The organism is Kocuria salina, assembly GCF_013368965.1.
Lineage (GTDB): Bacteria > Actinomycetota > Actinomycetes > Actinomycetales > Micrococcaceae > Kocuria > Kocuria rosea.
In genome coordinates this window covers 1-24,526 of the sequence record NZ_SSSF01000016.1, presented here as the reverse complement: position 1 = coordinate 24,526, position 24,526 = coordinate 1, and the positions used below count along the sequence as shown (strand labels likewise).

At 74.0% G+C, this 24,526-nt stretch carries 24 protein-coding genes; 3 read left to right on the top strand and 21 right to left on the bottom strand.

The features are described from left to right. Positions 1–9 precede the first annotated feature (9 nt). The 13 genes from tatC to E7Z53_RS18460 form a co-directional block, all read right to left on the bottom strand. Positions 10–903, bottom strand: coding sequence for a twin-arginine translocase subunit TatC (gene tatC, locus E7Z53_RS18520; protein ID WP_017833517.1), 894 nt, complete (start codon positions 901–903; stop codon positions 10–12). 131 nt (positions 904–1,034) lie between these two features. Next, complete coding sequence (gene tatA / locus E7Z53_RS18515) at positions 1,035–1,343, bottom strand: Sec-independent protein translocase subunit TatA (protein ID WP_176338563.1); 309 nt, start codon at positions 1,341–1,343, stop codon at positions 1,035–1,037. After that, complete coding sequence (locus E7Z53_RS18510) at positions 1,336–1,704, bottom strand: hypothetical protein (protein ID WP_109244333.1); 369 nt, start codon at positions 1,702–1,704, stop codon at positions 1,336–1,338. Before E7Z53_RS18510 ends, tatA begins: the two co-directional genes overlap by 8 nt. Before the next feature lie 23 nt (positions 1,705–1,727). Continuing rightward, positions 1,728–3,803, bottom strand: coding sequence for a helix-turn-helix transcriptional regulator (locus E7Z53_RS18505; protein WP_017833514.1), 2,076 nt, complete (start codon positions 3,801–3,803; stop codon positions 1,728–1,730). A gap of 11 nt (positions 3,804–3,814) precedes the next feature. Next, complete coding sequence (locus E7Z53_RS18500) at positions 3,815–4,210, bottom strand: FKBP-type peptidyl-prolyl cis-trans isomerase (RefSeq protein ID WP_017833513.1); 396 nt, start codon at positions 4,208–4,210, stop codon at positions 3,815–3,817. Between the two features lie 89 nt (positions 4,211–4,299). Further along, complete coding sequence (locus E7Z53_RS18495) at positions 4,300–5,259, bottom strand: FKBP-type peptidyl-prolyl cis-trans isomerase (protein WP_109244332.1); 960 nt, start codon at positions 5,257–5,259, stop codon at positions 4,300–4,302. 124 nt (positions 5,260–5,383) lie between these two features. Next, positions 5,384–6,829: a Pup--protein ligase gene (gene pafA, locus E7Z53_RS18490; protein WP_176338562.1), complete on the bottom strand. Its 1,446-nt coding sequence runs from the start codon at positions 6,827–6,829 to the stop codon at positions 5,384–5,386. A 5-nt stretch (positions 6,830–6,834) separates the two neighbouring features. After that, positions 6,835–7,044 (bottom strand): ubiquitin-like protein Pup, encoded by a 210-nt coding sequence (locus tag E7Z53_RS18485; protein WP_017833510.1) that lies wholly within the window; start codon positions 7,042–7,044, stop codon positions 6,835–6,837. Positions 7,045–7,079: 35 nt separating this feature from the next. Then, complete coding sequence (dop, locus tag E7Z53_RS18480; RefSeq protein ID WP_115162663.1) at positions 7,080–8,717, bottom strand: depupylase/deamidase Dop; 1,638 nt, start codon at positions 8,715–8,717, stop codon at positions 7,080–7,082. After that, positions 8,714–10,516: a proteasome ATPase gene (gene arc / locus E7Z53_RS18475; protein ID WP_126346316.1), complete on the bottom strand. Its 1,803-nt coding sequence runs from the start codon at positions 10,514–10,516 to the stop codon at positions 8,714–8,716. Before arc ends, dop begins: the two co-directional genes overlap by 4 nt. Next, positions 10,513–11,649, bottom strand: a complete 1,137-nt coding sequence (locus tag E7Z53_RS18470) for a tRNA (adenine-N1)-methyltransferase (RefSeq protein ID WP_109244329.1) — start codon at positions 11,647–11,649, stop codon at positions 10,513–10,515. Before E7Z53_RS18470 ends, arc begins: the two co-directional genes overlap by 4 nt. 125 nt (positions 11,650–11,774) lie before the next feature. Then, complete coding sequence (locus E7Z53_RS18465) at positions 11,775–12,908, bottom strand: site-2 protease family protein (RefSeq protein ID WP_176338561.1); 1,134 nt, start codon at positions 12,906–12,908, stop codon at positions 11,775–11,777. Next, positions 12,905–13,615, bottom strand: coding sequence for an HAD family hydrolase (locus tag E7Z53_RS18460; protein WP_035923916.1), 711 nt, complete (start codon positions 13,613–13,615; stop codon positions 12,905–12,907). The genes E7Z53_RS18465 and E7Z53_RS18460 overlap by 4 nt, the downstream gene beginning before the upstream one ends. 74 nt (positions 13,616–13,689) lie before the next feature. Here E7Z53_RS18460 and E7Z53_RS18455 point away from each other — a divergent pair, with 74 nt between their 5' ends. Further along, the gene (locus tag E7Z53_RS18455) at positions 13,690–14,598 is read left to right on the top strand and encodes a PAC2 family protein (RefSeq protein ID WP_109244326.1); all 909 of its coding nucleotides are present in this window, start codon (positions 13,690–13,692) and stop codon (positions 14,596–14,598) included. Between the two features lie 114 nt (positions 14,599–14,712). Here the strand turns inward: E7Z53_RS18455 and mshC are convergent, their stop codons facing one another. From mshC to E7Z53_RS18440, 3 genes are all read right to left on the bottom strand, one after another. After that, a complete protein-coding gene (mshC, locus tag E7Z53_RS18450) occupies positions 14,713–15,996 on the bottom strand; it encodes a cysteine--1-D-myo-inosityl 2-amino-2-deoxy-alpha-D-glucopyranoside ligase (protein WP_176338560.1) in 1,284 nt (427 codons plus the stop codon). 97 nt (positions 15,997–16,093) lie between these two features. Then, positions 16,094–16,924, bottom strand: coding sequence for an undecaprenyl-diphosphate phosphatase (locus tag E7Z53_RS18445; protein ID WP_017833502.1), 831 nt, complete (start codon positions 16,922–16,924; stop codon positions 16,094–16,096). 111 nt (positions 16,925–17,035) lie between these two features. Then, on the bottom strand, positions 17,036–17,395 hold the full coding sequence (locus tag E7Z53_RS18440) for a primosomal protein (protein ID WP_158279224.1): 360 nt from the start codon (positions 17,393–17,395) through the stop codon (positions 17,036–17,038). Between the two features lie 40 nt (positions 17,396–17,435). Here E7Z53_RS18440 and E7Z53_RS18435 point away from each other — a divergent pair, with 40 nt between their 5' ends. Then, positions 17,436–17,669 carry a DUF5703 family protein gene (locus tag E7Z53_RS18435; RefSeq protein ID WP_017833500.1) on the top strand — a complete coding sequence of 78 codons (234 nt, stop codon included), beginning with the start codon at positions 17,436–17,438 and terminating at the stop codon, positions 17,667–17,669. Between the two features lie 28 nt (positions 17,670–17,697). On the opposite strand, the gene E7Z53_RS18430 is transcribed toward E7Z53_RS18435, so the two are convergent. From E7Z53_RS18430 to E7Z53_RS18420, 3 genes are all read right to left on the bottom strand, one after another. Beyond that, positions 17,698–18,960, bottom strand: coding sequence for an acyl-CoA dehydrogenase family protein (locus tag E7Z53_RS18430; RefSeq protein WP_229586432.1), 1,263 nt, complete (start codon positions 18,958–18,960; stop codon positions 17,698–17,700). A 79-nt stretch (positions 18,961–19,039) separates the two neighbouring features. After that, entirely contained in the window at positions 19,040–20,377 is a 1,338-nt protein-coding gene (locus E7Z53_RS18425; RefSeq protein ID WP_017833811.1) for a M20/M25/M40 family metallo-hydrolase, read from the bottom strand. A gap of 38 nt (positions 20,378–20,415) precedes the next feature. Continuing rightward, complete coding sequence (locus E7Z53_RS18420; protein WP_035923921.1) at positions 20,416–20,850, bottom strand: hypothetical protein; 435 nt, start codon at positions 20,848–20,850, stop codon at positions 20,416–20,418. 323 nt (positions 20,851–21,173) lie between these two features. Between E7Z53_RS18420 and E7Z53_RS18415 the strand changes: the two genes are divergently transcribed. Then, the gene (locus E7Z53_RS18415) at positions 21,174–22,352 is read left to right on the top strand and encodes a CAP domain-containing protein (protein ID WP_176338559.1); all 1,179 of its coding nucleotides are present in this window, start codon (positions 21,174–21,176) and stop codon (positions 22,350–22,352) included. A 42-nt stretch (positions 22,353–22,394) separates the two neighbouring features. On the opposite strand, the gene E7Z53_RS18410 is transcribed toward E7Z53_RS18415, so the two are convergent. Then, on the bottom strand, positions 22,395–23,402 hold the full coding sequence (locus E7Z53_RS18410) for a zinc-dependent alcohol dehydrogenase family protein (RefSeq protein ID WP_017833808.1): 1,008 nt from the start codon (positions 23,400–23,402) through the stop codon (positions 22,395–22,397). Positions 23,403–23,556: 154 nt separating this feature from the next. Further along, positions 23,557–24,300, bottom strand: coding sequence for an MBL fold metallo-hydrolase (locus tag E7Z53_RS18405; protein ID WP_176338558.1), 744 nt, complete (start codon positions 24,298–24,300; stop codon positions 23,557–23,559). Positions 24,301–24,526 lie beyond the last annotated feature (226 nt).

Below are 24,526 nucleotides of genomic sequence, written 5' to 3'. Positions count from 1 at the left end.
CCGAGCGGGTCAGGTGCGGAACCCGCCCTCGGGGTCGTGGCCGAGGCGGCCGAGCTCGTCGGCGGGGGTCGCGACGTCGGCCGACGCCCCCGTGCCCGCCGCGAGGCGGGCCTCCTTCCGGGCCCGCCGGCGGTCGAGGAGCAGGCACAGCCCGACGGCCACGAAGAAGAGCGTGAGCAGCGGCACGGCGAGGTAGAACATGGTCATCGGGTCGGGGCCAGGGGCGGCCATCGCGGAGACCACCATCACGAGGACCACGACGATCCGCCAGCTCTTGAGCACCGTACGCCCGGAGAGCACGCCCAGCATGTTCAGGCCCACCAGGAACACGGGCAGCACGAAGGCGACGCCGAAGGTCAGGATCAGCTGGAGGAAGAACCGCAGGTACACGTCCGCGGAGATGAAGTTGGTCCCGCCCGCCGGGGTGAACGCGGTGAGGGCGTAGACGGCGGTGGGCAGGGTGAGCACGGCGACCGCGATCCCGCCCAGGAAGAGCGGGACGGCCGCGGCCAGGAAGCCGACCGCGTAGCGCCGTTCGGTCCGGTGCAGGGCCGGGGTCACGAACGCCCAGAGCTGGTAGAGCCACACGGGGCTGGCCAGGACCAGGCCGAGCACCAGGGAGACCTCCACCATGATGTTGAAGGACGAGCCCACCGCGGAGTAGTTGATGGAGGCCTCGCTGCCCTCCGCGGAGGCCAGCCGCTGCAGGGGCTCCGTGATGTAGGCCATGAACGGGATGTACAGGAAGAACCCGCCGACCATGCCCACCACGGTGGCCACCGCGGACTTGATCAGCCGGTTGCGCAGCTCCCGCAGGTGCTCGGCCAGGGCCATCTGCGCCTGCGGATTGGCCTTGCGCGCGGTCCGGCGCTTCTTCGGACCGCGGGGGGACTGCGAGGACATGGGGACCTTCGGGACTCGGGGCCCGCCCGGGGTGGCGGGGCCGATCGGGCGGCCCGCTCCCCGGGCGGGGGCGCGGACCGGCCGGTGCGGCGGATCGGGGCGGCGGCGGACGCCGGGAGAGGGGGCGGGGGTCAGGCCGGAGGGCGGCCGGGGTGCTGCTCGGGGTCGCGCGGGGAGTCCGTGCCGGAGGCGGTGCCGGTGGCGCCGGGGTCACGGTCGGTAATGCCGTCCCGGCCGGGCGCCACGGCCTTGCCGTCGATGACCACGTCCGAGCCGTCCGGCTGGTCGTCCTTCTTCATCTCCTTGACCTCGGACTTGAAGATGCGCAGCGACTGGCCGAGGCTGCGGGCCATGCCCGGGAGCTTGGGCGCGCCGAACAGCAGCAGGATCACCAGCAGGATGATCAGGATCATGAAGGGGCTGTCGAAGAGCCTACCCATGGAACATTCCTTTCCGTTCAGCCCGGCGGAGGTCGCTGATCCGCTGCGGCTGGCCCATCCGGTCCTTGCGCTCGATGCGGCGTCTCAGACGGGCGGTTTCTCGTTGGTCACGGCCGACCCGGTAGTCGGCCACGGCTTGCCCCACCGGTGTGAACAGGGCCGGGTCCGGGGCGGTCCGGACGGGGCGCTGCACCCCGGCGGCCGCGTCGTCCCACCGCTGGGCGAACTCCCCGGCCACCGTCTCGGTGTCCCGGAGCAGGACGAAGAAGGTCTTCACCAGCCGCCACAGCATCAGTCCGAGGAACGCCGCGCCGAGCAGGACGAGGACCGTCCACAGCAGGACCCAGGACCACCAGAGCATGCCCTCCAGTATAGGCGGGCGGATCAGGCCGGCTCGGACGCCCCGTAGGCGCCGAGCGCAGAGTTCACCCAGAGTTCCACCTGCGCCACGACGTCGTCGGGCCCGATGACCGCGAGCTGGCCGCCGTAGCGGGTGACGAGCGCGCACACGGCCTCGGCCGTCTGGAACCCGATGAGCGCGGCCTCGTGGTCGGCCGCCGGCCCGGTGCGGGCCCCGCCGGGGACCCGGACCACGGCCGTGCGGGTGGCGTGGTACTGGTCGGCGATCCACCGGCTGCGCCGGTCGGTGACGAGCACGACCTCCACGGTGTCCGGGGTGCCGGGGGCGGGCGGGGACGCGGCGGCGGCCTCCTGGGCGGCGGGGCGCTCCCCCGCCGGCCCGGCGTCCTCGACGGCGGAGATCCGGTCCAGCCGGAAGTTGCGCATCCCCTCGGAGCCGAGGCACCAGGCGCGCACGTACCAGTGGGTGTTGGAGGAGAACACCTGGACCGGGTCCACGACCCGCTCGGTGAGCTCGTCGCGGGACGGGACCACGTAGCCGATCCGGATCCGGCGGCGCTGCTCCACGGCGCGGCGCACCGCGGACATGACGTCGGCGAGGGCGGGCGCGGGCGTGTCCGTGATGGGGCGGGCGCCCACCGCATTGGCGAGCACCCCGGCGTCCCCCGCGGCGCCGGCGACCTTCGCGATCGTGGACGCGACCGCCTCGGAGTCCCCGCCGGGCACGGTGCGCAGCGTCTGCAGGCCCACGAGCAGCGCGGAGGCCTCCGGCTGCGTGAGCCGCACGGGGTCGGAGAGCTCGTCCGCGTTGGACAGGTAGACGTGGCCGTCGTCCCAGGACGCGTCGATCAGCTGGTCCGGCATGTGCCCGGGCTTGCCGCACACGAACAGGGTGTTGAGGTCCGCGATCAGCTCCTGGTCGGTGATCCCGAACCGGCGGGCGGTCTCCTCGAGCTCCGCGCCCTGGTGGGCGTAGACCCAGCGGACGATCTCGAGCAGCCGCGAGAGGTGGTCCGCGGTGGAGAGCTTGTTGCGCGTGCCCTTGCGGGACTTGTTGTTCCAGTCGACCTGCACGCCGCGGAACCGTGCCACGGCGGACTCGGCGCTCCGCAGCCGGCGCACCACCGCGGCGCGCACCTCGGCCTGCATGGTGGGGGCGGTGCCGTCCCCGTCGCGGGGCACGACGACGCCGGGGCCCGCCGCGGCGATCTCCTCGGCGAGGATCTCGGTCTCCGCGAAGGGGATGTGCAGCCGGTCCCACCGGTCCACGCCGTCCCCGGCGCCGACGCCGGGCTCCTGCCGGGCGGCCATCCGGCGCAGCATGTGCGCGTGGCCGGGCCGGGCCAGCACCTCCACGGTGCGCGCGGGGGCGTGGGAGACCATCTGGGACAGGGACTCGTTCATGGAGAAGCCCTCGGGCGGGTCGAACTCCTTGCGGGTGACCGTGACGTCGGACATGATCCGCGACAGCCGGAACGTGCGGGAGTCCTTGCGGTCGAGGTCCCAGCCGACCACGTACCAGTTGCCGTAGCGGGAGCCGATGCCCCACGGCCGCAGCCGCCGGGTGGTGAGCTGGTCGGTGCTGCGGGCGAGGTAGTCGAAGCGGACCTCGCGGTGTCGCACCACGGCCGAGAGCAGCGGCTCGAAGGACGGCTCGTGGGCGGTGAGGGTGGGCTGCAGCAGCGGCGGGGCGTCGTCCTCCGGCAGGCCGCCGATGGCGGGCTCGAGCTTGCGCAGGGCCCGGCGGGCGAGCTCCCCGAGGGAGGCGTCCGTCCAGGCGTTGGCCGCCAGGGCGAGCACCGCGGACTCCTCCGCCGTGAACTGCAGCGGCGGCAGCGTGAAGGACCCGCGCGGGATCCGGTAGCGGTGGCCGTGCGTGTCGTCCGGGAACAGGGGGTCCTCGGAGACCTCCTCGATGGGGTAGCCGAGGTCGCGCAGCTCCGCCTTGTCGCGCTCGAACATGCGCTCGAACGCCTCGTCGGACGCGGACTCCGCGTACGACGGAACGGCCTCCCGGAGCTCGGCGCGGGTGTACCCGCGTTCGCGGGAGACCAGGGCGATGAGCAGGTTGAGGAGCCGCTCCGTCGATCGGGCTGCCATCCGGTGGGTCCTCAGCGCACGTCCAGGAGGTCCACCACGAAGATCAGGGCCTCGTCCGGGCCGATGACCCCGCCGGCGCCCCTGGAGCCGTAGGCCTGGTCCGCGGGGATCTCCAGCCGGCGGCGGCCGCCGACCTTCATGCCCAGCAGGCCCTTGTCCCAGCCCTCGATGACCTGGCCGATGCCCACGGTGAAGTCGAGGGGCTGGCCGCGGTTCCAGGAGGCGTCGAACTCCTCGCCGGCGGAGAACGTCACGCCCACGTAGTGGCAGGAGATCTGCTTGCCGGGGGTCGCCTCGGCGCCGGTGCCCTCCACGAGGTCGGTGCTGACGAGCTCGGTCGGGGCTTCCCCCTCGGGGAAGTCGATCTCGGGCTTGCTGCGGTCGAGCTTGCGCTCTCCGAAGGACATGGGTGCTCCTGTTCGTCGGGTCGTCGACGGGTGGTCGTCGGGATCGGAGGGGCCTCGGGGCCCACCGGGCCACCTTAGCCGACCGGGGGCTACTCCTCGGTCGCGGAGGGGGACGGCGAGGCGGAGGCCTCGTCCTCGGCCGGCGCCTCGGGGGTGTCCACGGCCGCCAGGATGTCGACGACGAAGAGCAGGCTGCCGGCCGGGTAGTCGGAGTCCTCGCCCAGGTCCTTCTCCGTGCCGTAGGCCTGGCCGACGGGCACGGAGAGGATCACGCGGGAGCCCTCCTTCTTGCCCTCGAGGCCCTCCTGCCAGCCCTCGATGACGTTGTCGAGCGGGAAGGACGCGGGGGCGCCGTTCTCGTAGGAGGAGTCGAAGGTCTCGCCGTCGGACCACTTGACGCCCACGTAGTGCGCGATGACGGTGTCGCCCTCGGCGACCTCCTCGCCGTCGCCCTCGATGAGGTACTCGGAGACGAGCTTCTTCGGGGCCCTGCCCTCCGGCTTCGCCACGGCCGGCACGCCCTCGTCGTTCTCGGTGATCTCCGGCAGCCCCTTGGGGCTGTCCTGCATGTCGCCCTCGATCTCGGTGGGGATCTTCCGGACGACCTCGTAGACCTCCACGGAGGTCGACTCGTCGCCGGCGGCCCCGGAGGTCTCCGGGGAGGAGTACGCGATGATCGCGCCCTCCTTGGCGCCCACGAGCGCGTCGTACATCTCCGGGATCGACTCCTGGAGGCCCTGCTCGAGCTGGAGCACCTGGCCGGCGCCGCGGGAGTAGGTCTCGCCGATGGACGTGCCGTCGGAGCCCTTGAAGAGCGCCGCCTGCAGGAGGATGGTGTCGCCCTCGGCGAGCTCCTCCCCGTCGCCCTCGCGCAGCTCCTTCGCGCCGGCCTCCTCGGCGTTGAGCGGGGTCTCGAACGTGACGGACGGGGCCGTGCCCGGGTCCGGCTCGTTGCTGAGCTCCACGGAGTCGACGCCGGGCCCGGAGCAGCCCGTGAGGACGAGCGCCAGGGACAGGGCGGCGCCGGAGGTGGTCAGGGTCTTTCGCACGGGTGTCTTCCTCAGGGGTCGGGCCGGGTGGGGGCGGTGGGGTCGGACGGCTCGGGCCGGGACGGCGGCCAGCCTAGTGCAGGGCGCTGGGCGTTGACTGGACGGGGCGCGCCCGCGGCGCGGCTCAGACCACGGGGGCGTCCCCGTGGGCCCGCCCCGCGGTGTCGCGCTCGCCGAGGGCGGCGATCAGGGCGTCGGCCTCCGGGTGCGCCACGGCGAACGGGTCCTTGCACAGCACCGTGCGCCGGCCGCGGTCGTTGACCTTCAGGTGCACCCAGTCGACGGTGTACTCGTGCCCGGACGCGAGCACCGCCTCGATGAACCGGCCGCGCACGGCGGCCCGCGTGGCGGGCGGGGTGCGGGCGGCCTCCTGGACCCGCTCGTCGGGGACGAAGGTCGCGGCCCGTCCCCGGCGCTGCAGGAGGTTGAAGAGCCCCCGCTCCGGGGCGGTGTCGTGGTAGGCGAGGTCCAGCTGCGCCATCCGGGGCGCGGAGAGGTCCAGGTCGTAGAGGGCGGCGTAGCCGTCGAGGAGCTTCTTCTTGATCGCCCAGTCGATCTCGGTGTCGATCGCGGAGGTGTCCTGGCGGGCCACGGCGTCCAGGGCCCGCTCCCACAGGTCGAGCACCCACGGCACGCGGTCGTGGTGGGCCCCCTCCCGGTCCACGAACCGGCGCACGGACTCCAGGTGCTCGTGCTGCAGGTCCAGGGCGGAGCGGCGCGTGCCGTCGGCGAGCAGGACCGGGCGGGTGCCGGTGAGGTCGTGGGAGACCTCCCGCAGGGACCGGACGGGGTCCGCCATGGTGCGGTCGGGCAGGATCTGCCCCGCCTCGATCATCCGCAGCACGAGGTCGGTGGTCCCGATCCGCAGCGCCGTGGTGGTCTGGGACATCGTCGAGTCGCCCACGATGACGTGCAGCCGGCGGTAGTGCTCGGCGTCGGCGTGCGGCTCGTCCCGGGTGTTGATGAGGGGCCGGGAGCGCGTCGTGGCCGAGGAGGAGCCCTCCCAGATGTGGTCGGCGCGCTGGGAGAACGAGTAGCTGGGCGTCCCGGCGTCGTCGCCCATCCGGACGGCGCCGAAGTCCTCGGGCCCGGCGGGGTGGACCCTGCCGGCGCCGACGAGCAGCTGGCGGGTGACCAGGAACGGGATGAGGATCTGCACGAGCCGGGCGAACTCGGTGCGCCGGGAGATCAGGTAGTTCTCGTGCGAGCCGTAGGAGTTGCCGCGCGAGTCCACGTTGTTCTTGAACAGGTACAGCTGCCCGCCCACCCCCTGCTCCGCCAGGGCGTCCTGGGCCTGCCGCCGGAGGTCGTCGACGATCAGCTCGCCGGCCTTGTCCTGGGCGACGAGGTCCTCGAGCGTGGCGCACTCCGCGGTGGCGTACTCGGGGTGGGAGCCCACGTCCAGGTAGAGGCGCCCGCCGTTGGGCAGGAACACGTTCGAGGAACGGCCCCAGGCCACCACGGGGCGGAAGAGGGTGCGCGCGGCCTCCTCCGGGCTGAGCGGACGGGCGCCCGGGGCGCTGTGGGTGAGGCCGAACTCGGTCTCGACCCCGTAGATCCTGCGGTCCATGGGGGCTACTGGCCGCCCTTCTGGACGAAGCCCTTCACGAACTCCTCGGCGTTGGACTCGAGCACGCCGTCGATCTCGGCGAGCAGGTCGTCGGCGCTGGTCGCGCTGGTCCGGGACTGGGCGGTGGGTGCCGTGGGGGCGGGGGCTCCGGGCTCGGGGAGCTCGGACTCCTCGCGGCGCTGGGCGCCGGTGCCGAAGATGCGTTCCTGGGCCATGACGGGGTTCCTCCTGGGGATGGTGGTCGGGGTGCTCAGCCGAGGGAGCCGGTGTGCACGAGGGCGGGTCGGGCGGTGGCGAGGGCGCGGACGAGGTGCTCGGCGTCGGGTGCCGCGCTCAGCAGGGGGTCGACGTCCTCGCGGGTCAGCTCGAGCGGCTCGGGCATCGCGATCCGCGCGCCGCGGCGGACGCCGGGCAGGGTGAGCGAGACCGAGTCCCAGTTGGCCGTGAGGACGTCGTCGGGGAAGCGGGTCATCAGCCGGCCGCGGAACCACGCCCGGGTGTCGTCGGGGGGCAGGCCGGCGGCGTGCTCCACCTCCTCGGCGGTGAAGAGGGTGCGCATCCGGCCGGCCGCGACCAGCCGGTGGTGCAGGCCCTTCTCCGGGCGCACGTCCGCGTACTGCAGGTCGATCAGCGTCAGGCGCGGGTCGTCCCAGGCCAGGCCGTCGCGCTCGCGGTAGCCCAGCAGCAGGGCGTGCTTGGCGACCCAGTCCAGGCGGTCCGCGAGGGACAGGGGGTCCGTCTCGAGGGCGTCGAGGACCTCCGCCCACAGCTCGAGCACCTCGCGGGTGTCCGGGTCGGGGCCACCGGTCGCGTGCTCGTGCGCCCGGGCGGCCTCGAGGTAGAGCCGCTGCAGCTGGACGCCCGTGAGCCGCCGGCCGTCCCGGAGCAGGACGGTGGTGGTCAGCCCCGGGTCGTGGCTGATCGCCTGCAGGGCGGCCACCGGGTCGGCGAGGGCGATGTCCGGGGCGGCACCGGCCTCGATCAGGCCGAGGACCAGGGAGGTGGTGCCGAATTTCAGCAGGCTCGAGGTGTGGGAGAGGTTGGCGTCGCCGATGATGACGTGCAGGCGCCGGTGGCGGGTGCGCTCGGCGTGGGGCTCGTCGCGGGTGTTGACGATGGGCCGGTGGACGGTGGTCTCGAGTCCGACCTCGCGCTCGAAGAAGTCGGCGCGCTGGCTGATCTGGAAGCCCGGGCGCCCGCCGCGGTCCCCGATGCCGACGCGACCGGCGCCGCACACCACCTGGCGGGAGGCGAAGAAGGGCAGCAGTCCGGCGGCGAGGGCGGCGAAGGGCACGGCGCGGGGCACGAGGTAGTTCTCGTGGGCGCCGTAGGAGACGGACTTGTTGTCGGTGTTGTTCTTGTAGAGGTTCACGACGTCGAGGCCGGTCGTGGCGGCGCTCGCGGCGATCGCCCGGACCGCGTCGAGGGCCACCCGGTCCCCGGCGGCGTCCCAGAGGACGGCGTCGCGGGGGGTGGTGACCTCCGGGGAGGAGTACTCGGGGTGCGAGTGGTCCACGTAGAGGCGGGCGCCGTTGGGCAGGACGGTGTTCATCACGACCTGCCGCCAGTCCAGGGACTCGGCGTGGGACCCGATCTCCCGGAGGGCCTCGGCGGCGACCTCCTCGGCCGTGAGCACGGGCGCGACGTCGGTGAGCTGCGAGGGGTCGGCCTGGTCGCGGGGGACGGTGAAGCCGCGGGCGTCCTCGAGGGGGGTCTCGCCGTGGTAGTCCCACCCTGCGGCGGTCCGGGACGCGCCGAGGCGGCGCCGCACGAGGGCGGCGTAGGTGGTGACCACCTGGCTGGAGAGCACGGTGGCGTTGGCGTGCGGGTTGCCGGTGGCGAGCACGCCGAACTCGGTCTCGGCGCCCATGACGCGGCGGACGCTCACGCGGGCTCCTCCCCCGGGACCGGTCCGGCCGGCGTCGGTCCGGTCGGCGCCGGGGCGTGGCGCCCGCCGGGGCCTGCCGGGTGCGGGTCGCGGTGCAGGACCACGCGCAGGTCGGTGATGGTGTCGCCGCGGCGCCCCGAGATGCGGGCCCAGTCCTCCGGGTTGGAGGTGTTGGGCAGGTCCTGCTGCTCGTGGAACTCCTCGTCCACCGCGCGGACCAGGTGGTCGCGGCCCAGGCCGCGGACCCCGGTGGTGAGCAGGTCCTTGATGGCCTGCTTCTTGGCCCGGTCCACCACGTTGCGGATGACCGCCCCGGAGGTGAAGTCGCTGAAGTGGAGGGTCTCCTCGGTGCCGTCCCGGTAGCTGAGGTGCAGGAACCGGGTGCCGGGGCTCTTCTCGTACATCCGGGCCACGGCGGCGTCCACGAGGGCGGCGACGGCCCCGGCGCGGGAGCCGGCGGCGTCGACCTCGTCCTGGCGCAGCGGCAGGTCCTCGGTGACGTAGAGCCGCAGGATCTCGGCGGCGCCCTCGGCGTCCGGGCGGTCGATGCGGATCTTCACGTCGAGCCGGCCCGGGCGCAGCACGGCGGGGTCGATCATGTCCTCGCGGTTCGTGGCGCCGATGACGATGACGTTGTCCAGGCGTTCCACGCCGTCGATCTCGGTGAGCAGCTGCGGGACGATGGTGGTCTCCACGTCCGAGGACAGCCCGGAGCCGCGGGTGCGGAACAGGGAGTCCATCTCGTCGAAGAACACGACCACGGGGATGCCGCGGGCCGCCTGCTCGCGGGCGCGCAGGAAGATGGAGCGGATCTGGCGCTCGGTCTCCCCCACGTACTTGTCCAGCAGCTCGGGGCCCTTGATGTTGAGGAAGTAGCCCAGGGCCTTCCCGCGCCCGGCGCGGTCCGCGGCGCGCTCGGCGAGGGAGCGGGCCACGGCCTTCGCGATGAGCGTCTTGCCGTTGCCCGGGGGCCCGTAGAGCAGGATGCCCTTGGGCGGGGTGAGCCCGTGCTCGCGGTAGAGCTCGGGGTGCACGAAGGGCAGCTCGACGGCGTCGCGGATCTGCTCGATCTGGGGGCCGAGGCCGCCGATGTCGTCGTAGGAGACGGCGGGGACCTCCTCGAGGACGAGCTGCTCGACGTCGGAGCGCTCGATGGGCTCGAGGGCGAAGCCGGTGCGGTGGTCGATGGAGACCGCGTCGCCGATCTCCGGGCGGCTCCGGCGCAGGAGCCCGGAGAGCAGCAGGACGCGCTCCTCGTCGGAGCGTCCCACGGTGAGGACGCGGTCGTGGTCGACGATCTCCTTGACGGTGGCGATCTCGCCGGTCTGCTCGTAGTCGAGGACGGCGCCGACGGTGTAGTTCTGGTCGAGGAGGACCTGGCGGCCCGGTTCGCAGGCGGCGAAGCTCACGAGCGGGCTCAGGGCCACGCGCATGCGGCGCCCGGCCACGAGGACGTCGAGGGTGCGGTCGGTGACGGCGGGACCGCTGCCCGTCTGCTCGCCGACCGGGGTGCGCCCGGGGTTGACCTGCAGCACGGTGCCCTGGCTCAGGGGCGGGACCAGGTCGTTCTCGAGGGCGCGCTTGAGCTGGGCGATCTCGGTGCGGGTCGCGTCGAGGAGCCGGACGAGCTTCTGGTTCTGGGTGCCGGCGGCGGCGAGCTGCTTGTCGAGGGCGCGCTTCTGGTCGCGCAGGATGTTGACCTGCCGCTGGGCGTTGGTCAGGGCCCGGCGGGTCTGCTCGGCGTCCGCCGGTCCGGTGCCGGCCGGTCCGGTGGTCTGCTGCGGGGAGGTCTCGTTCACGGGCGCTCCTCGTGGGGGTGCTCGGGTGCGGGAGCCGGTGCGGCCTCGGGCGCGGACTCCGGCGCCGGTGCCGGCGGGGGCGTCGTGCCGGGGGTGTCGGCCGGCGCGGTCGCGCGGGCGGCGCGCTCGGCCAGGCCGAGGGCGTCGCGGCCGGCGCGGCGCAGCTTCTTGTCGGTGACGTCCCGCTCGCCGAGGGCCACGGGGGTCCAGGCCTGCAGGTCCTCCTCGCTGTACTCGGACTTGGAGGCCCGCCGCTTGGGCGCCAGCCGCTCGGAGCCGTCGGCCAGCCGGCGGGCGGAGAGCAGGAAGCCGGTGTGGGCGACCATGCGGTGGTCCGGGCGCACGGCCAGGCCTTCGACGTGCCAGCCGCGGACCATGGTCTCGGAGGCGTCGGGCTCGGTGAAGCGGCCGTCGGCGCGCATCGCCTCGGCGGTGCGGGAGAGCTGGGTGACGGTCGCGACGTAGCACATGACCACCCCGCCGGGGGTCAGGGCCGTGGCTACGGCGTCGAGGCACTCCCACGGGGCGAGCATGTCGAGGACCACTCGGTCCACGGAGCCGGGCGCCTCGTGCTCGCCGAGCTCCTCGGCGAGGTCCCCGATGCTGATCTGCCACGCGGGGTGGGGGCCGCCGAACATGGTCTCCACGTTGCCGCGGGCGATGTCGGCGAACTCCGCCCGCCGCTCGAAGGAGTGCAGCCGGCCCTCGTCGCCCACCGCGCGCAGCAGGGAGATGGACAGCGCGCCGGAGCCGACACCGGCCTCGACCACCCGGGCGCCCGGGAAGATGTCGGCCATCGTGACGATCTGGCCGGCGTCCTTGGGGTAGACCACCGCGGCGCCGCGCGGCATGGACAGTACGAAGTCCTTGAGCAGCGGGCGCAGGGCCTGGTACCGGAACCCGGCGGAGTTCTCGACCACGGTGCCCTCCGGGCGGCCGATGAGCTCGCTGTGGCTGAGCACGCCGCGGTGGGAGTGGAACTCGCCGTCGTCCGCGAGCGTGACCGTGTTCATCCGGCCGCGCTCGTCGGTCAGCTGCACGCGCTCCCCGGCCCGGAAGGGCCCGCGCCGGTTGGCGGCGCCCCGCGGGGACGCGGGGGCGGGGGCGGCGGTGTGGTCAGCGGTTCCGGTCATCGGCTCACTCTCGGGGCAGGGCGTGGTCTGGTCTGGTCGTGCGGGGGCCGGCGGAGGCTCCGCCGGCCGGGGGTCCTCCCCCATTGTGTCACCGCGGCGCGGGGGGCCGGGGCGGGGGCCCGGCGTCAGCCGGCGAGCAGGCGCTCGAGGGCGGCGGTGCGCAGCACGCCCACGAGGGCGCCGTCGGGTCCCGTCACCACGTAGTGGGGGTACTCCCGGGCGGCGACGGTCCGCAGCAGGGACTCCTCGCGCAGCCCGGCGTCGAGCACGGCGTCGGCGGGCAGGTGCTGGAGCACGGACGTCAGCGGGGTGTCGGCCCGCCGGGCCGGGGGCACAGCGTCGGCCGCGGCCGGCAGGAGCAGACCGACGACCTGCCGGTCCGGGGAGACGGCCAGCACGTGCGGGACCGGGCCGCCCGGGGCGGCGGCGCGGGCGAGGTGGTCGGTGACCAGCCGGTCGGTGTGGGCCAGGGAGACGCCCTCCGGCACCGCCACGGCGGGCTCGGCCAGCGCGGCGGCGCTGACGCCGTGCACGCGGGACAGGACCGCCGCCCCGCGCAGGGACGCCCCGGCGCCCTGCCACATGAAGCCGGCGATGAGGACGACGAGCACGAGGGCGACGGGCTGGTTCCACAGGCCCGTGACCCCGGCCCCGACGACGAGGCCCACGGCGAGCAGCCGGCCCGTCCAGGCGGCCACCACCGTGCCGTGGTGCTCCCGGCCGGTGACCGCCCAGACCAGGGCCTCCACCACCCTGCCGCCGTCCAGGGGCAGGCCCGGCAGCACGTTGAAGACGCCGACGATGAGGTTCGCCCACGTGGTGAGGTCGAGCAGCACCCAGCCGAGCGTGGGCGACGGCTCCCCGGTGCGCAGCAGCGTCCAGCCGGCCAGGCCGAGCGCGAGGTTCACGGCCGGTCCGGCCAGCGAGACCGCGGCGGAGGCCAGCGGGGTGCTGCGCACGTCCCCGAAGTGGGTGTGGCCGCCGAGCAGGCTGAGCACGATCCGGCCGGTGGGCCAGCCGAAGGCCCGGCCCGTCCAGGCGTGGGCCAGTTCGTGCAGCAGCACGGACAGGGCCAGGGTCAGGGCGAAGCCCAGGGACGCGGCGTAGTTGAGCGCGCCGAGCCGCGGGTAGGCGGTCATCAGCACGGGGGTGTAGAGGAGCACGGTGACCGCGGCGATCACGAACCACGACCAGGAGAGCGTGATGGGCACCCCGCCGATCCGGCCCAGGGGGATGCCCTCGCTGCGGGGGCGGCTCACGCGCGGGCCCCGGCCACGATGCGGCCGAGGTCCTCGGGGCCCACGCCGGCGAGGCTCGGCAGCACGAGGTCGGCGCCGGCGTCGTCGAGCGGGACCATGTTGGGCACGCCCACGGTGAAGATCCCCGCGGCGGTCGCGGAGCGGATGCCCGTGCGGGAGTCCTCGACGGCCACCATGCCGGCGCGCGCCAGCGGCCGGCCGGCGCGCTCGGCGAGACCGGCGGCGCCGATCCGGTAGGGGTCGGGGGCCGGCTTCGCCGGGTGGCCGAGGTCGCCGGTGACGACGACGTCGAAGACGCCCGGGCCGCCGAAGGCGTCGAGGACGACCTCGGCCAGGGGCGCTTCGCTGCTGGTGACCAGGGCCAGGGGCACGCCGCGCTCGCGCAGGGCGGCGACCAGCTCCGGCGCCCCCTCCTTGTAGACGACCCGCTCCCGGGTGCGGGCCGCGACCCGGCCGATGAGCCGGTCCACGATCTCCCGGACACCTAAGCGCACCCCCTGGCGCTGGAACACGGCGGCGGCGTCCTCCAGACCGGTGCCGACCATGGCCAGGGCGTCGGCCTCGGTCCAGGTGCCCCCGTGGGAGCGGACGAGCTCGATCTCGGCCTCGATCCAGTACGGCTCGGTGTCCACCAGGGTCCCGTCCATGTCGAACAGCACGGCGGTGGGCAGGACGTCGTCGGGGGACGCGGACGGGAGGCTGGACATGGCCTCCATCGTAGTGGCCGCAACACGGGCCCCTCGTGCCGGGGCCTCTTGCCGTCGATGTCCCGGCGCGTAGTGTGGGTTCCGTGAGCAACAACTTCGACGAGACGTTCCCCCGCCCCCAGGCGGGGCCGTTCGGCGTGGTCCGCGAGGACGGTGACCAGGAGCGCGTGACCGTGCTGGTGGCCGCGTTCGAGGGGTGGAACGACGCCGGGGACGCCGCCACGGACGCCGTGCAGTTCCTGGCCGCCCACTACGGGGCGAAGGACGTCTTCGAGGTGACCTCGGACGACTACTACGACTACCAGTTCTCCCGGCCCCTCGTGCGCCGGGGGGCGACCGGCGACGTGAAGATCGTCTGGCCCACGACCCGGCTCTCCACCGCCACCGTGCCCGGCACGAACCTCGACCTCGTGCTGTTGCACGGCTGGGAGCCCTCCTACCGGTGGCGCTCCTTCACCGCGGAGCTGCTCGAGCAGGCGACCCTGCTCGACGTCGACTTCGTGGTGATGGTCGGGGCGCTGCTCGCGGACGTGCCGCACACCCGGCCCATCCCGGTGACCAAGACCTCGGACACCGCCGAGCTCCAGGACGAGCTGGGCATCGACTCCTCCCAGTACGAGGGGCCCACCGGGATCGTGGGGCTGCTCTCCCACATGGCCTCCCTGGGCGGGTTCCCCACGGTCAGCCTGTGGGCGGCGGTGCCCCACTACGTGGCGCAGTCCCCCTCCCCGAAGGCCGAGCTGGCCCTGCTGCGGGAGCTCGAGGAGCTGCTCAGCATCACCCTGCCCCTGGACGCCATCGCCGAGGACGCCGAGGCGTGGGAGCGCGGGGTCAACGAGCTGGCCTCCGACGACCCGGAGATCGCCGCCTACGTCCAGCAGCTCGAGGAGGCCAAGGACACCACGGACCTGCCCGAGGCCACCGGGGACGCGATCGCCAAGGAGTTCGAGCGCTACCTGCGCCGCCGCCGCGACGAGAAGTGAGCGCCGCCGGCACCCGGTGACGGGGACCGGGCGGCGGAGGGGCGGCACCCGGTCCCGGGTGCCGCCCCTCCGTCGTTCCTGCGCCGGCCGGCGGGACCGGGCCCGCCGGCGGGCTCAGAGCTCGATGCCGAGCCGGGCGTCCACCAGGTCCCGGACCAGCCGGGCGTCCGCCCCGCAGGGCCCCGGGGTCCCGGTGGTCAGGGCGTCGGCGGCCCACGCGTCCAGCGCCGCCAGCGCCGCGGGGGCGTCCAGGTCGTCGGACAGGGCGGTGCGCACGGCCTGCAGCAGCGGGGCCGCGCTGCCCTCCGGGGCCACGGCCAGGGCGCGGCGCCACGCATCCACGCGGGCGACGGCGCCGGCCAGCACGAGGTCGGTCCAGAACCAGTCGTCGGTGTAGCGGTGGGCGAGGATCGCGGTGCGGATCACGGCGGGATCGACCCCCTGGGCCCGCAGCGCGGAGACGAGCACCAGGTTGCCCTTGGACTTGGACATCTTCTCCCCGTCGAGGCCGACCATCCCGGTGTGCAGGAAGTGCCGGGCCATGGGCCTGCCGGTCAGCGCCCAGCAGTGGCCGGCGCCCATCTCGTGGTGCGGGAAGACGAGGTCCGAGCCGCCGCCCTGGACGGTGAACGGGGCGGGCAGGTGCTCCAGGGCGATGAGCGAGCACTCGATGTGCCAGCCGGGCCGACCCGGGCCCAGCGACGAGCCGTCCCAGGCGGGCTCCCCGGGGCGCTCCGCGCGCCACAGCAGCGGGTCCAGCCGGTGCCGCTTGCCCGGGCGCTCGGGGTCCCCGCCGCGCTCGGCGAACAGCGGCAGCATCTGCTCGGGGGTCAGGTGGGAGACGTCGCCGAGCACCCACGCGTCGTCGTCGTCGGTGGGCAGCGCGCCCGCGGCCTCGACGTCGAAGTAGACGTCCCCGTCCGGCTCGCCGTCCCGGCCCGCCACCCGGTAGGCGAGGTCGCGGGCCACGAGGCGCTCGACGGCCGGCACGATCCAGCCGACGGCCTCGGTCGCGCCCACGTAGTGCTGGGGCGGGAGGACGTTGAGCGCGCTCATGTCGGTGCGGAACAGCTCGGTCTGCTCGGCGGCCAGGTCACGCCAGTCCACGCCGGTGACCGCGGCCCGCTCGAGCAGCGGGTCGTCCACGTCGGTGACGTTCTGCACGTAGTCCACCGGGGTCCCCGCGTCTAGCCAGGCGCGGTGCAGCAGGTCGAAGGCCACGTACGTGGCGGCGTGCCCCATGTGGGTGGCGTCGTACGGGGTGATCCCGCACACGTAGAGGCTCGCCCGCTCCTGCCGGGGCAGCTCCACCCGCCGCCGCAGCCGGGTGTCCTGCACGACGGGCAGGGCCGCCTCGCCGGGGAGGTCGGGAACGGGTCGGGCGGACCAGGCTTTCATGCTCACCTCGGGTGGTTCGGGGATCGGACGACGGCCGCGGGGCCTCACCCAACCTACCGGACCGGCCGCCGCCCCCGATCCGGAGGTGACGCAGGGCTCAGGCGCTGATCACCCCGAGGCCCAGGAGCACGAAGATGGCCAGGCCCAGGGCGATGCGGTACCACACGAAGATCGTGTAGCTGCGGTTGGAGATGTAGTGCATGAACCAGCCGATGATCACGTACGCCACCACGAACGCGATGCCCGTGGCCACGAGGGTCTCGGTCATGCCGTAGGGCCCCGCCTGCGGCTGCCCCACGGACTGCGCCAGCTTGTACAGTCCCGAGGCGAACACCGCGGGGATGGCCAGCAGGAACGCGTAGCGGGCCGCGGCCTCGCGCGTGTAGCCCATCAGCAGTCCCGCCGTGATCGTGCCGCCGGACCGCGAGACCCCCGGGATCAGGGCCAGCGCCTGCGCCAGCCCGAAGAGCACGCCGTGCTTGACGGTGAGGTCGTCCAGGTGCCGGGCCTGCCGGCCCACCCGGTCCGCGACCGCAAGGATCACACCGAAGACCACCAGCATCGTGGCCGTGATCCACAGGGAGCGGAACTCCGTGTCGATGTAGTCCTCCAGCAGCAGCCCCAGCACGCCGATGGGCAGGGAGCCCAGGATGATCAGCCACCCCATCCGGGCGTCGGGGTCCGAGCGCTCCACGCGGCCCACCAGGGACAGGGTCCACTGCTTGAGGATCCGGACGATGTCCCGCCAGAAGTAGATGATCACGGCGGTCTCGGTGCCCAGCTGCGTGATGGCCGTGAACGCGGCGCCGGGGTCGGCGCTGTTGGGCAGCAGCTCGCCCACGATGCGCAGGTGCGCCGAGGAGGACACGGGGAGGAACTCGGTCAGGCCCTGGACGAGGCCGAGAATGATGGTTTCGATCCAATTCACCCGGCCACCCTACGGCACGCTCCGCGCCGGGGACGGCGGGACAGGCCCGGACGCGGCAGGAACGGCCCGCCGTGCGGGCCGTTCCTGCGGGTGCGGTGCGGGGGACGGGGCTCAGCGGGCGGAGCGCGCCCCGTCGGCGTCGTCGAGGTCCTCGTAGTCCTCCTCGTCGACGAGGTCCTCGTCGAGCATCTCGTTGTCCTCCAGGAGCTCCTCGTCGTCCTCCGAGTCGTCCTCGTCCTCGTCGTCGGAGTCGTCGTCCGAGTCGTCCTCCTCCGCGAAGACGGTCAGCGGGGTGACCTCGTCGTAGGCGTCGTAGAGCGCCTCCTCGTAGGCGTCGAAGGCGTCGGCGATGGCGATGTAGGCGCCGTCGACGGCCGGGTCGTCGTCGCTGCGCCGGTTGGACGCGGCGACGAGGTGTTCTTCGAAGGCGCTCACGAGGGCCTGCAACGCGGCACGAGGGTCATTGCTCATGGAGTAGACGTTAGCGCTATTCCGTGCAGAATGGGGACCGATGAGAGAACAAGTCCGGACCAGCTCGGCCACCCTCACGAGGGACGCCGACCAGCGCTACGAGTACCTCCTGCTGACCGTGGCGCCGCACGAACCGCTCGGCGACGCGCGGGCCCGGATCAGCGAGCACGCCGAGTACGGCAAGTGGGAGCTGACCCGTTCCGTGCTGCTCTACGGCGGGACCCGCAAGTACTGGCTGCGCCGCCGGGTGATGCGCGTGGAGCGCACCGTCTGAGCCCGGGACCCGTCCCCGCCGGCGGGGCTCAGCCCCCGATCGGGCCCAGCAGAGCCTTGGCCACGGCCGCGTGCACGGACTCATCGTCGGACGGGTGGTAGATCCCGGCGAGCACGTCCCGGTACAGCCGTTCCAGCTCCCCGCCCCGGGAGTACTGGGCCCCTCCCGAGCTGCGCATCGCGAGGTCGACGACCCCGCGGGCCGCCTCGGTGGCCCGGTGCTTGACCCCGGAGAACAGCAGGAACCAGCGGGGGCCGTGGTCCGGGGCGCCGGCGGTGCCGAGGGCGTCCACGTCCGCGGTCAGCCGGAGCAGCTGCAGCTCCACCCCGTCCCGCAACAGGGCGGCCTCGGCGATCCGTCGGCGGACGTCGGGGCGCTCGGCGCGGGGCGCTCCCCCGCCGCGGGACCGCCGGATGCCGGCGATCTCCACGGCCAGCTCCACCGCACGGTCCGCGATCCCGGTGTAGACGGCGGCCAGCAGCAGCTCGAAGCAGCCGAAGACGCCCCACACCACCGGGTCCGGGTTCGGGCCCACCGGGGTGCGGGTGAGCACCTGCTCCGCGGGCATCGGCACCGAGCGCAGCACCGTGGTCCGGGACTGTGAGGCCCGCATGCCCATGGTGTCCCAGTCGTCGAGGACCTCGATGCCCTCCGCCGCCCGGTCCAGGAGGCCGAAGACCAGCGGCGTGCCCTCCTCGGCGTCGTCGCGGGCGTGGACGATCAGCCGGGTCCACACGGGGGACAGCGAGGTGAAGATCTTCGTGCCCGTGATCCGGTAGCCGTCCGCCACGGCCACCGCGGTGGTGTCGGAGTCGAAGAGCACGGAGTCGTTGCCCGCCTCGGAGATGCCGAAGGCGAAGATCTCCCCGGCCGCGGCCAGCTCGAAGATCCGCTCGGCCCGGGCGTCCCCGCGCAGGCGCAGGGTGTGCGCCACGCCCACCAGGACGTGGTGCATGTTGATGCCCAGCGCCGTGGCGGGGGCGGCCGCGGCGAGCCGCCGCTGCGCGGCGACCGCCTGCTGCAGCGTGAACCCGAGGCCGCCCCGGTCCCGCGGCACCAGCATCAGCGGATAGCCGATCCGCACCAGGTCCGCGAAGTCCTCGTCGAAGAACCGGTTCTCCCGGTCGTAGCCGGCGGCGCGCTCGCGGAACGTCGCCAGCAGGTCGTCCGGGAGCAGGGTCTCGGGCACCAGGTCGCCGGCCGCCCGGTCCTCGGGGGCCTCGGCTCCCGCAGGTGCGGGTGCGGGTGCGGGTCGTGCGGTCGCGGGCTGCGGTCCGGTGGCGGGGTGCATCTCGCTCCTGTCGGCGGTCGTCGGGGTCGTGGGTGCTCCGGCGGTCGGGCGGACCGGGGTGGGAGGGGCCGGTGGCCGGTCAGTACCGGGTCAGCAGCCGGTGCAGCACGCGGGAGCCGAACTCCAGGGAGTCCGTGGGCACGCGCTCGTCCACGCCGTGGAACATGGACGGGAAGTCGAGCTCGTCGGGCAGGCGCAGCGGCACGAACCCGTAGCCGGTGATGCCGAGCGGGTCCAGGGACTTGTTGTCCGTCCCGCCGGAGAGCATGTACGGCAGCACGACCGCCTCGGGGTCCTCGGCGTGCAGCGCGTCGACCATGGCGTCGACCACGGTGCCGGAGAACGGCACCTCGAGGGCGATGTCGTCCGACTCGAACTCGAAGGACACCCCGTCCCCGGCGAGCTCCGCGAGCTTCGCCAGCACGATCTCGCGCTGGCCCGGCAGATAGCGCACGTCCAGCCCCGCCTGGGCGGAGCCGGGGATGACGTTGACCTTGTAGCCCGCCTCGAGCATCGTCGGGTTCGCGGTGGTCTGCAGTGTCGCGCCCACGAACCGTGCCACGGAGCCGAGCTCGGCGAGCAGCCGCTGGGGGTTCTGGGGGTCGAACTCCACGCCCGTCAGCTCGGTGACCGAGTCCAGGAACGCCCGGGTGGTCTTGGTGAGCTCCACGGGCCACTGGTGCTCGCCGATGTTGGCCAGCGCCCTCGAGAGCCGGGTGACCGGGTTGTCGTCGTTGATCTGGGAGCCGTGCCCGGCCGTGCCCTGCGCGTTGAGACGCAACCACATGAGGCCCTTCTCCGCCGTCTGCAGCAGGTAGGCCCGCCGGCCGCCGATGGTGGCCGAGTACCCGCCGACCTCGCTGATGGCGTCGGTGACGCCGTCGAAGAGACCGCGGTGGTGCTCCGCGATCCAGTGCGAGCCGTACACCATGCCGGCCTCCTCGTCGGCGAAGAAGCCGAAGACGATGTCCCGCCGCGGCCGGTCCCCGGTGCGCACCATGTGGCGCAGGACCGAGATCATCATGGCGTCCATGTCCTTCATGTCCACGGCACCGCGGCCCCAGATCATGCCGTCCCGGATCTCGCCGCCGAACGGGTCCACGGACCAGTCCGCGGCGATCGCGGGCACCACGTCCAGGTGGCCGTGCACCAGCAGGGCGTCGGCGGAGGGGTCGGTGCCCTCGATCCGGGCGAAGACGTTGGCGCGGCCGGGCGCCGACTCCAGGACGGTCGTGGCGAGACCGACCTCCTCGATCAGCCCGGCCACGTACTCGGCGGCCCGCCGCTCCCCCTTGGCGTCGCCGCTGCCGTAGTTGGAGGTGTCGATGCGGATGAGGTTGCGGCAGATCTCGACGGTCTCGCCCTCGGGCGACGACGCCGCGGCCGCCGCGGCGGGAACGGTCTGAGGATCGGTCATGGCGGTCCTTCCTGGGGTTCCTGGTGGGCGGGTGGGGTTCAGCGGACGGCGGTGTCGCGGCCGGGGTAGCTCAGCAGCACGAGGCGTCCGGACTCCTCGACCACGACGACCTCCTCAGTCTCCCCGGGAGCGTCCTCGGGGGCGACCTCCAGCCGGTACCCCTCGGCGGTCTCGACGGCCTCGCCCTGGACGGCGAGCGTCTCGTAGCGGGAGGTGTCCGGGTGCCACCGCTCGAGGTGGACCCCGCAGTACTGGGAGCTGCCCTCCGTGACCCGGTGCACGAAGTCGTGGGACAGCAGCTCGCAGGCGCCGTCCCAGTCGCGCTCGGCCATCGCGTCGACGAACGCCCGGGTGGTGCCCTCGGGCGTCCCGAGGTCGGGGCCGCACCCGGTCAGGCCGACGGCGGCGGCGAGGACGAGGCACAGCCGCAACGGGGCCCGGACGCCGGTGGCGCGGGTGGCGTGGACGGTCATCGGGCTCCTTCTCCGGGCGTGCGCTCCCAGCCTATCGTCACCGGCACCGGTGCGTTCGCCGCGCGGACGGGGTGTGAACCGCTCACCATAACCACGGGAATTCCGGCCGTCCGGTTCATTCCGTGATGTCGTCGTTATTCTCCTGTGATAGACGAAACAATTTCACACACTTCCTATTTGCAATGGGAATTCCCTAGCCTTTCCCTGGGCGCCTTCCCCAGCCCAATCTGTCTTGTCGTCCGGCCGGACGACGATAGCCCCCCGCCGCACGGAACCCCCCAGTTCCTCCGTGCGTGCAGACAGACCAGGAAGCAGAAGCACCCATGGCGAAACATCGCTGCGCCCCCGCGCGCCGTCACGGCCGCATGGCCGCTCTGGCCCTCTCCGCCGGCATCGGCGTCACCACGCTCGCCGGCACCTCGCTGCTGGCCGGTCCGGCGGCCCACGCCGCCGCGCAGGACATCGTCGCGGTGGACGCCGCCACGCGTCAGGCCGACGCCCAGCTGATCCTCGACGAGATCAACCGCTACCGCGAGTCCCTCGGCGTGAAGCCGCTCAAGTACTCCGCCACGCTGTCCCAGGTGGTGCAGAAGGAGTCCGACCGGCAGATCGTCGAGGAGAAGTTCTCGCACAGCACCACCTTCCTCACCGACCCGCGCACCGGGCCCTGGACCAGCGCCAACGAGGTCATCGCCCTGGAGCACCACCGGGACGTGCGCGCCCTGGTGGCGTGGTGGAAGTCCTCGGCCGCCCACGACAAGGCGATCAAGGACCCGCGCCACGAGGTGATCGGCATCGGCCTCACCTACGCGGACGGCCGGCTCGAGAACTCCGGGCGGCCCTGGCAGGTGCTCTCCACCGTCAACCTCTACGGGTACGCCAACGGCGGCGCGCCCGCGGACGCCTCTACGCGCGTGAACGGGGCCCCGGCCTACACCTACGAGACGTCGACGCCCGTCCAGCCCCCGGCAGGCTACGGCGTGGCCGGCGCCATCGGCGCGAAGTACCACGCCCTGGGCGGCGCCGCGGTCGTCGGTCAGCCCGTGACGGCGGAGCGCGGCGGGCTGCGCGCCGGAGGCGTCTACCAGGAGTTCTCCCTGAACGGGCGCAAGTCCACCCTGTACTGGAGCCCGGCCACGGGCGCCCACCGGGTGGAGAACGCCACGGTCATCGGCCAGAAGTTCGTGGCCGGGGGGCGGGAGAACGGCTACGGCTTCCCGACCACGGAGGAGCGCCGGCTGGCCGACGGGTCCTCCTACCAGGTCTTCTCCCGGGACGGGGCGCTCACCAAGGTGCTGTGGACCCGGGCCCACGGCGCGCGTGCGGTGCACGAGACCGGCGCCATCGGCCGCGCCTGGAAGGCCGCCGGCTTCGAGCGGGGCTACGGCTACCCGGTCACCGACGAGATCCGCACCGGGACCACCGTCTACCAGCGCTTCTCGAACGGGTACAGGGTGAACTGGTCCCCGGCCACCGGTCAGGTGTGGGTCACCGGCTGGTGACCCGGGTGCCCCGGGGCGCGCCCCCCGGGGCACCGGCCGGGCTCAGTGCTCGAGCACGATCTTGCCGAAGTGCCGGGCCGACTCCATCTCCCGGAACGCGTCGGCGGCCTCGGCGAGGGGGCGGCGGCGGTCGATCACCGGCCGCAGCCCGGTCGCCTCGAGCGCGCGCACGAAGTCGGCCTGGTCCCGGCGGCTGCCCACCAGCAGTCCTTGGAGGCGCGCCTGGCGCGCCATGAGCAGCGCCGTGGGGACGTCGCCCGCCGCCCCGGTGAGCACGCCGATCAGGGAGATGTGGCCGCCGACCCGCACGGCGCGGATCGACTGCGCCAGGGTGCCCGGGCCGCCGACCTCGATCACGTGGTCGGCGCCGCGCCCGTCCGTGAGCTCCTGGACGGCGCGGCCCCACTCGGGGGTCTCGCGGTAGTTGATGACGTGGTCCGCGCCGAGCCGCCGGACGCGCTCGAGCTTCTCGTCGGAGGAGGACGTGACCACCACGGTGGCGCCCACGGCCTTGGCGAGCTGCGTGGCGTAGACCGAGACGCCGCCGGTGCCCAGGGCCAGGACCACGTCCCCCGCACGGAGCCCGCCGTCCACCACAAGCGCCCGCCAGGCGGTGACGCCGGCCGTGGTGATGGTCGCGGCCTCGGCGTGGGACCACCCGGCCGGGGCGCGCGTGAACCACGTGGCGGGACGCACCACCGCCTCCCGGGCGTAGCCGTCGAGCCCGTCTCCCGGGACGCGCCGGAAGTTCCCGTCCACGGGGGGTCCGTCCTGCCAGAGCGGGAAGAAGCAGGAGACCACGGCGTCGCCCTCCGCGAGGTCGTCGACGCCCTCCCCCACGGCCTCGACGACGCCCGCGCCGTCCGCCAGCGGGATCCTCCCGTCCTCGGTCCGCGTCCCGCCGGAGACCACGAGGTAGTCGTGGTAGTTCAGGGAGCTGGCGTGCACGCGGACGCGGACCTCGCCGGGGCCCGGCGCGCCCGGGTCGGGGGCCTCCCCGAGCTCGAGCCGGTCCAGGCCGCCGGGGGCGGAGACGGTCAGTTGCTTCACGGGTGGTCCTCCAGGCGCTGTGGGGTCGTCGGTCGCCGCCCACGATAGCCGCCGCCCCCGGGAGTGTCATCAGCACGCTTCGGATGCCCGGTGGGGCGGGGTCGCGACGGCCACGGCCGCTCCCGGCCCGATCCGCGGACCCTGCCGGGCTCGCTCAGTGGGCGCCCACCGCGCGGGCGTGCCGGGCCGCGGCCTCGGCGCCCTGCGTCCACCGCTCCCCGTGACCGGGCAGCACGGTGCGCGCCCCGGTGGCGCCCACCGCGTCGAGGGAGGCGAGGGCCACGGCGGAGTCGTGGGTCGCGGCCCCGGCGACGATCTGCGGGCCGCGCCGGCCGGTGTAGGGGTCCAGCGTCACGAGCGCGTCACCGCTGAGCACGGTCCCCCGGCCGGGCAGGTCCAGGACGCAGTGCCCGTCCGTGTGGCCGGGGGTGTGGACGACCACCGGCCGGCCCGGGACAGGCAGGACGGCCCCGGCCTCGAGCGGGCGCAGCTCCCGCACGCCCCGGACCGCGAGGGCCCCGGCCGCCGCCATGCGGCCGAGCAGCGGCAGGGACCGCGGGTGGGTGAAGGGGTAGAGGAACCGGTTGCGCTCGGGCCGGTACCGGTACGGGTGGGCGGCCAGCCGCGCGTCCGCAGGGTGCCCGTGCACCGGCAGCCGCCACTCCTCCTGCGCCCGCCGGGCGAAGCCCACGTGGTCGAAGTGCGCGTGCGTGAGCACCAGCGCCCTGACCTCGTCGGGGCGCCGCCCGCGCTCCTCGAGTCCCGCCAGCAGCATGGGCCACATGCTCGGCAGGCCGGCGTCCACGAGCGTGACGCCGTCCTCGTCCTCGACCAGGTAGCAGTTGACGTGGGCGTGGGTGATGCGGTGGACGCCGTCGGCCACTTCGGGGGTGAACATGGGTCTCCTCACTCGATCAGTGTGCTGATCATACCTGCCGGGCGCCGACACCGGCCAGGCGACCGCCCCGCCGGGCGGCGCGCCCGGTACCATGGGCCCCACGCAGGGCCCCGGTCCGCGGATCCCCCGGTCCGCCCGGAGCAGGCCCCGCCCCCCCCCCCCCCCGCCCCCCCCCCCCCCCCCCCCCCCCCCCCCCCCCCCCCCCCCCCCCCCCCCCCCCCCCCCC

Coding starts and splice junctions, on each gene's coding strand:
- E7Z53_RS18430 (WP_229586432.1), bottom strand. CDS start 18,960: ATGCACCCCGCCACCGGACCGCAGCCCGCGACCGCACGACCCGCACCC.
- E7Z53_RS18485 (WP_017833510.1), bottom strand. CDS start 7,044: ATGGCCCAGGAACGCATCTTCGGCACCGGCGCCCAGCGCCGCGAGGAG.
- E7Z53_RS18460 (WP_035923916.1), bottom strand. CDS start 13,615: ATGTCCAGCCTCCCGTCCGCGTCCCCCGACGACGTCCTGCCCACCGCC.
- E7Z53_RS18425 (WP_017833811.1), bottom strand. CDS start 20,377: ATGACCGATCCTCAGACCGTTCCCGCCGCGGCGGCCGCGGCGTCGTCG.
- E7Z53_RS18415 (WP_176338559.1), top strand. CDS start 21,174: ATGGCGAAACATCGCTGCGCCCCCGCGCGCCGTCACGGCCGCATGGCC.
- E7Z53_RS18405 (WP_176338558.1), bottom strand. CDS start 24,300: ATGTTCACCCCCGAAGTGGCCGACGGCGTCCACCGCATCACCCACGCC.
- pafA (WP_176338562.1), bottom strand. CDS start 6,829: ATGGACCGCAGGATCTACGGGGTCGAGACCGAGTTCGGCCTCACCCAC.
- E7Z53_RS18500 (WP_017833513.1), bottom strand. CDS start 4,210: ATGTCCTTCGGAGAGCGCAAGCTCGACCGCAGCAAGCCCGAGATCGAC.
- E7Z53_RS18505 (WP_017833514.1), bottom strand. CDS start 3,803: ATGGCAGCCCGATCGACGGAGCGGCTCCTCAACCTGCTCATCGCCCTG.
- tatC (WP_017833517.1), bottom strand. CDS start 903: ATGTCCTCGCAGTCCCCCCGCGGTCCGAAGAAGCGCCGGACCGCGCGC.
- E7Z53_RS18435 (WP_017833500.1), top strand. CDS start 17,436: ATGAGAGAACAAGTCCGGACCAGCTCGGCCACCCTCACGAGGGACGCC.
- E7Z53_RS18510 (WP_109244333.1), bottom strand. CDS start 1,704: ATGCTCTGGTGGTCCTGGGTCCTGCTGTGGACGGTCCTCGTCCTGCTC.
- tatA (WP_176338563.1), bottom strand. CDS start 1,343: ATGGGTAGGCTCTTCGACAGCCCCTTCATGATCCTGATCATCCTGCTG.
- E7Z53_RS18440 (WP_158279224.1), bottom strand. CDS start 17,395: ATGAGCAATGACCCTCGTGCCGCGTTGCAGGCCCTCGTGAGCGCCTTC.
- mshC (WP_176338560.1), bottom strand. CDS start 15,996: ATGAAAGCCTGGTCCGCCCGACCCGTTCCCGACCTCCCCGGCGAGGCG.
- E7Z53_RS18470 (WP_109244329.1), bottom strand. CDS start 11,649: ATGACCGGAACCGCTGACCACACCGCCGCCCCCGCCCCCGCGTCCCCG.
- E7Z53_RS18420 (WP_035923921.1), bottom strand. CDS start 20,850: ATGACCGTCCACGCCACCCGCGCCACCGGCGTCCGGGCCCCGTTGCGG.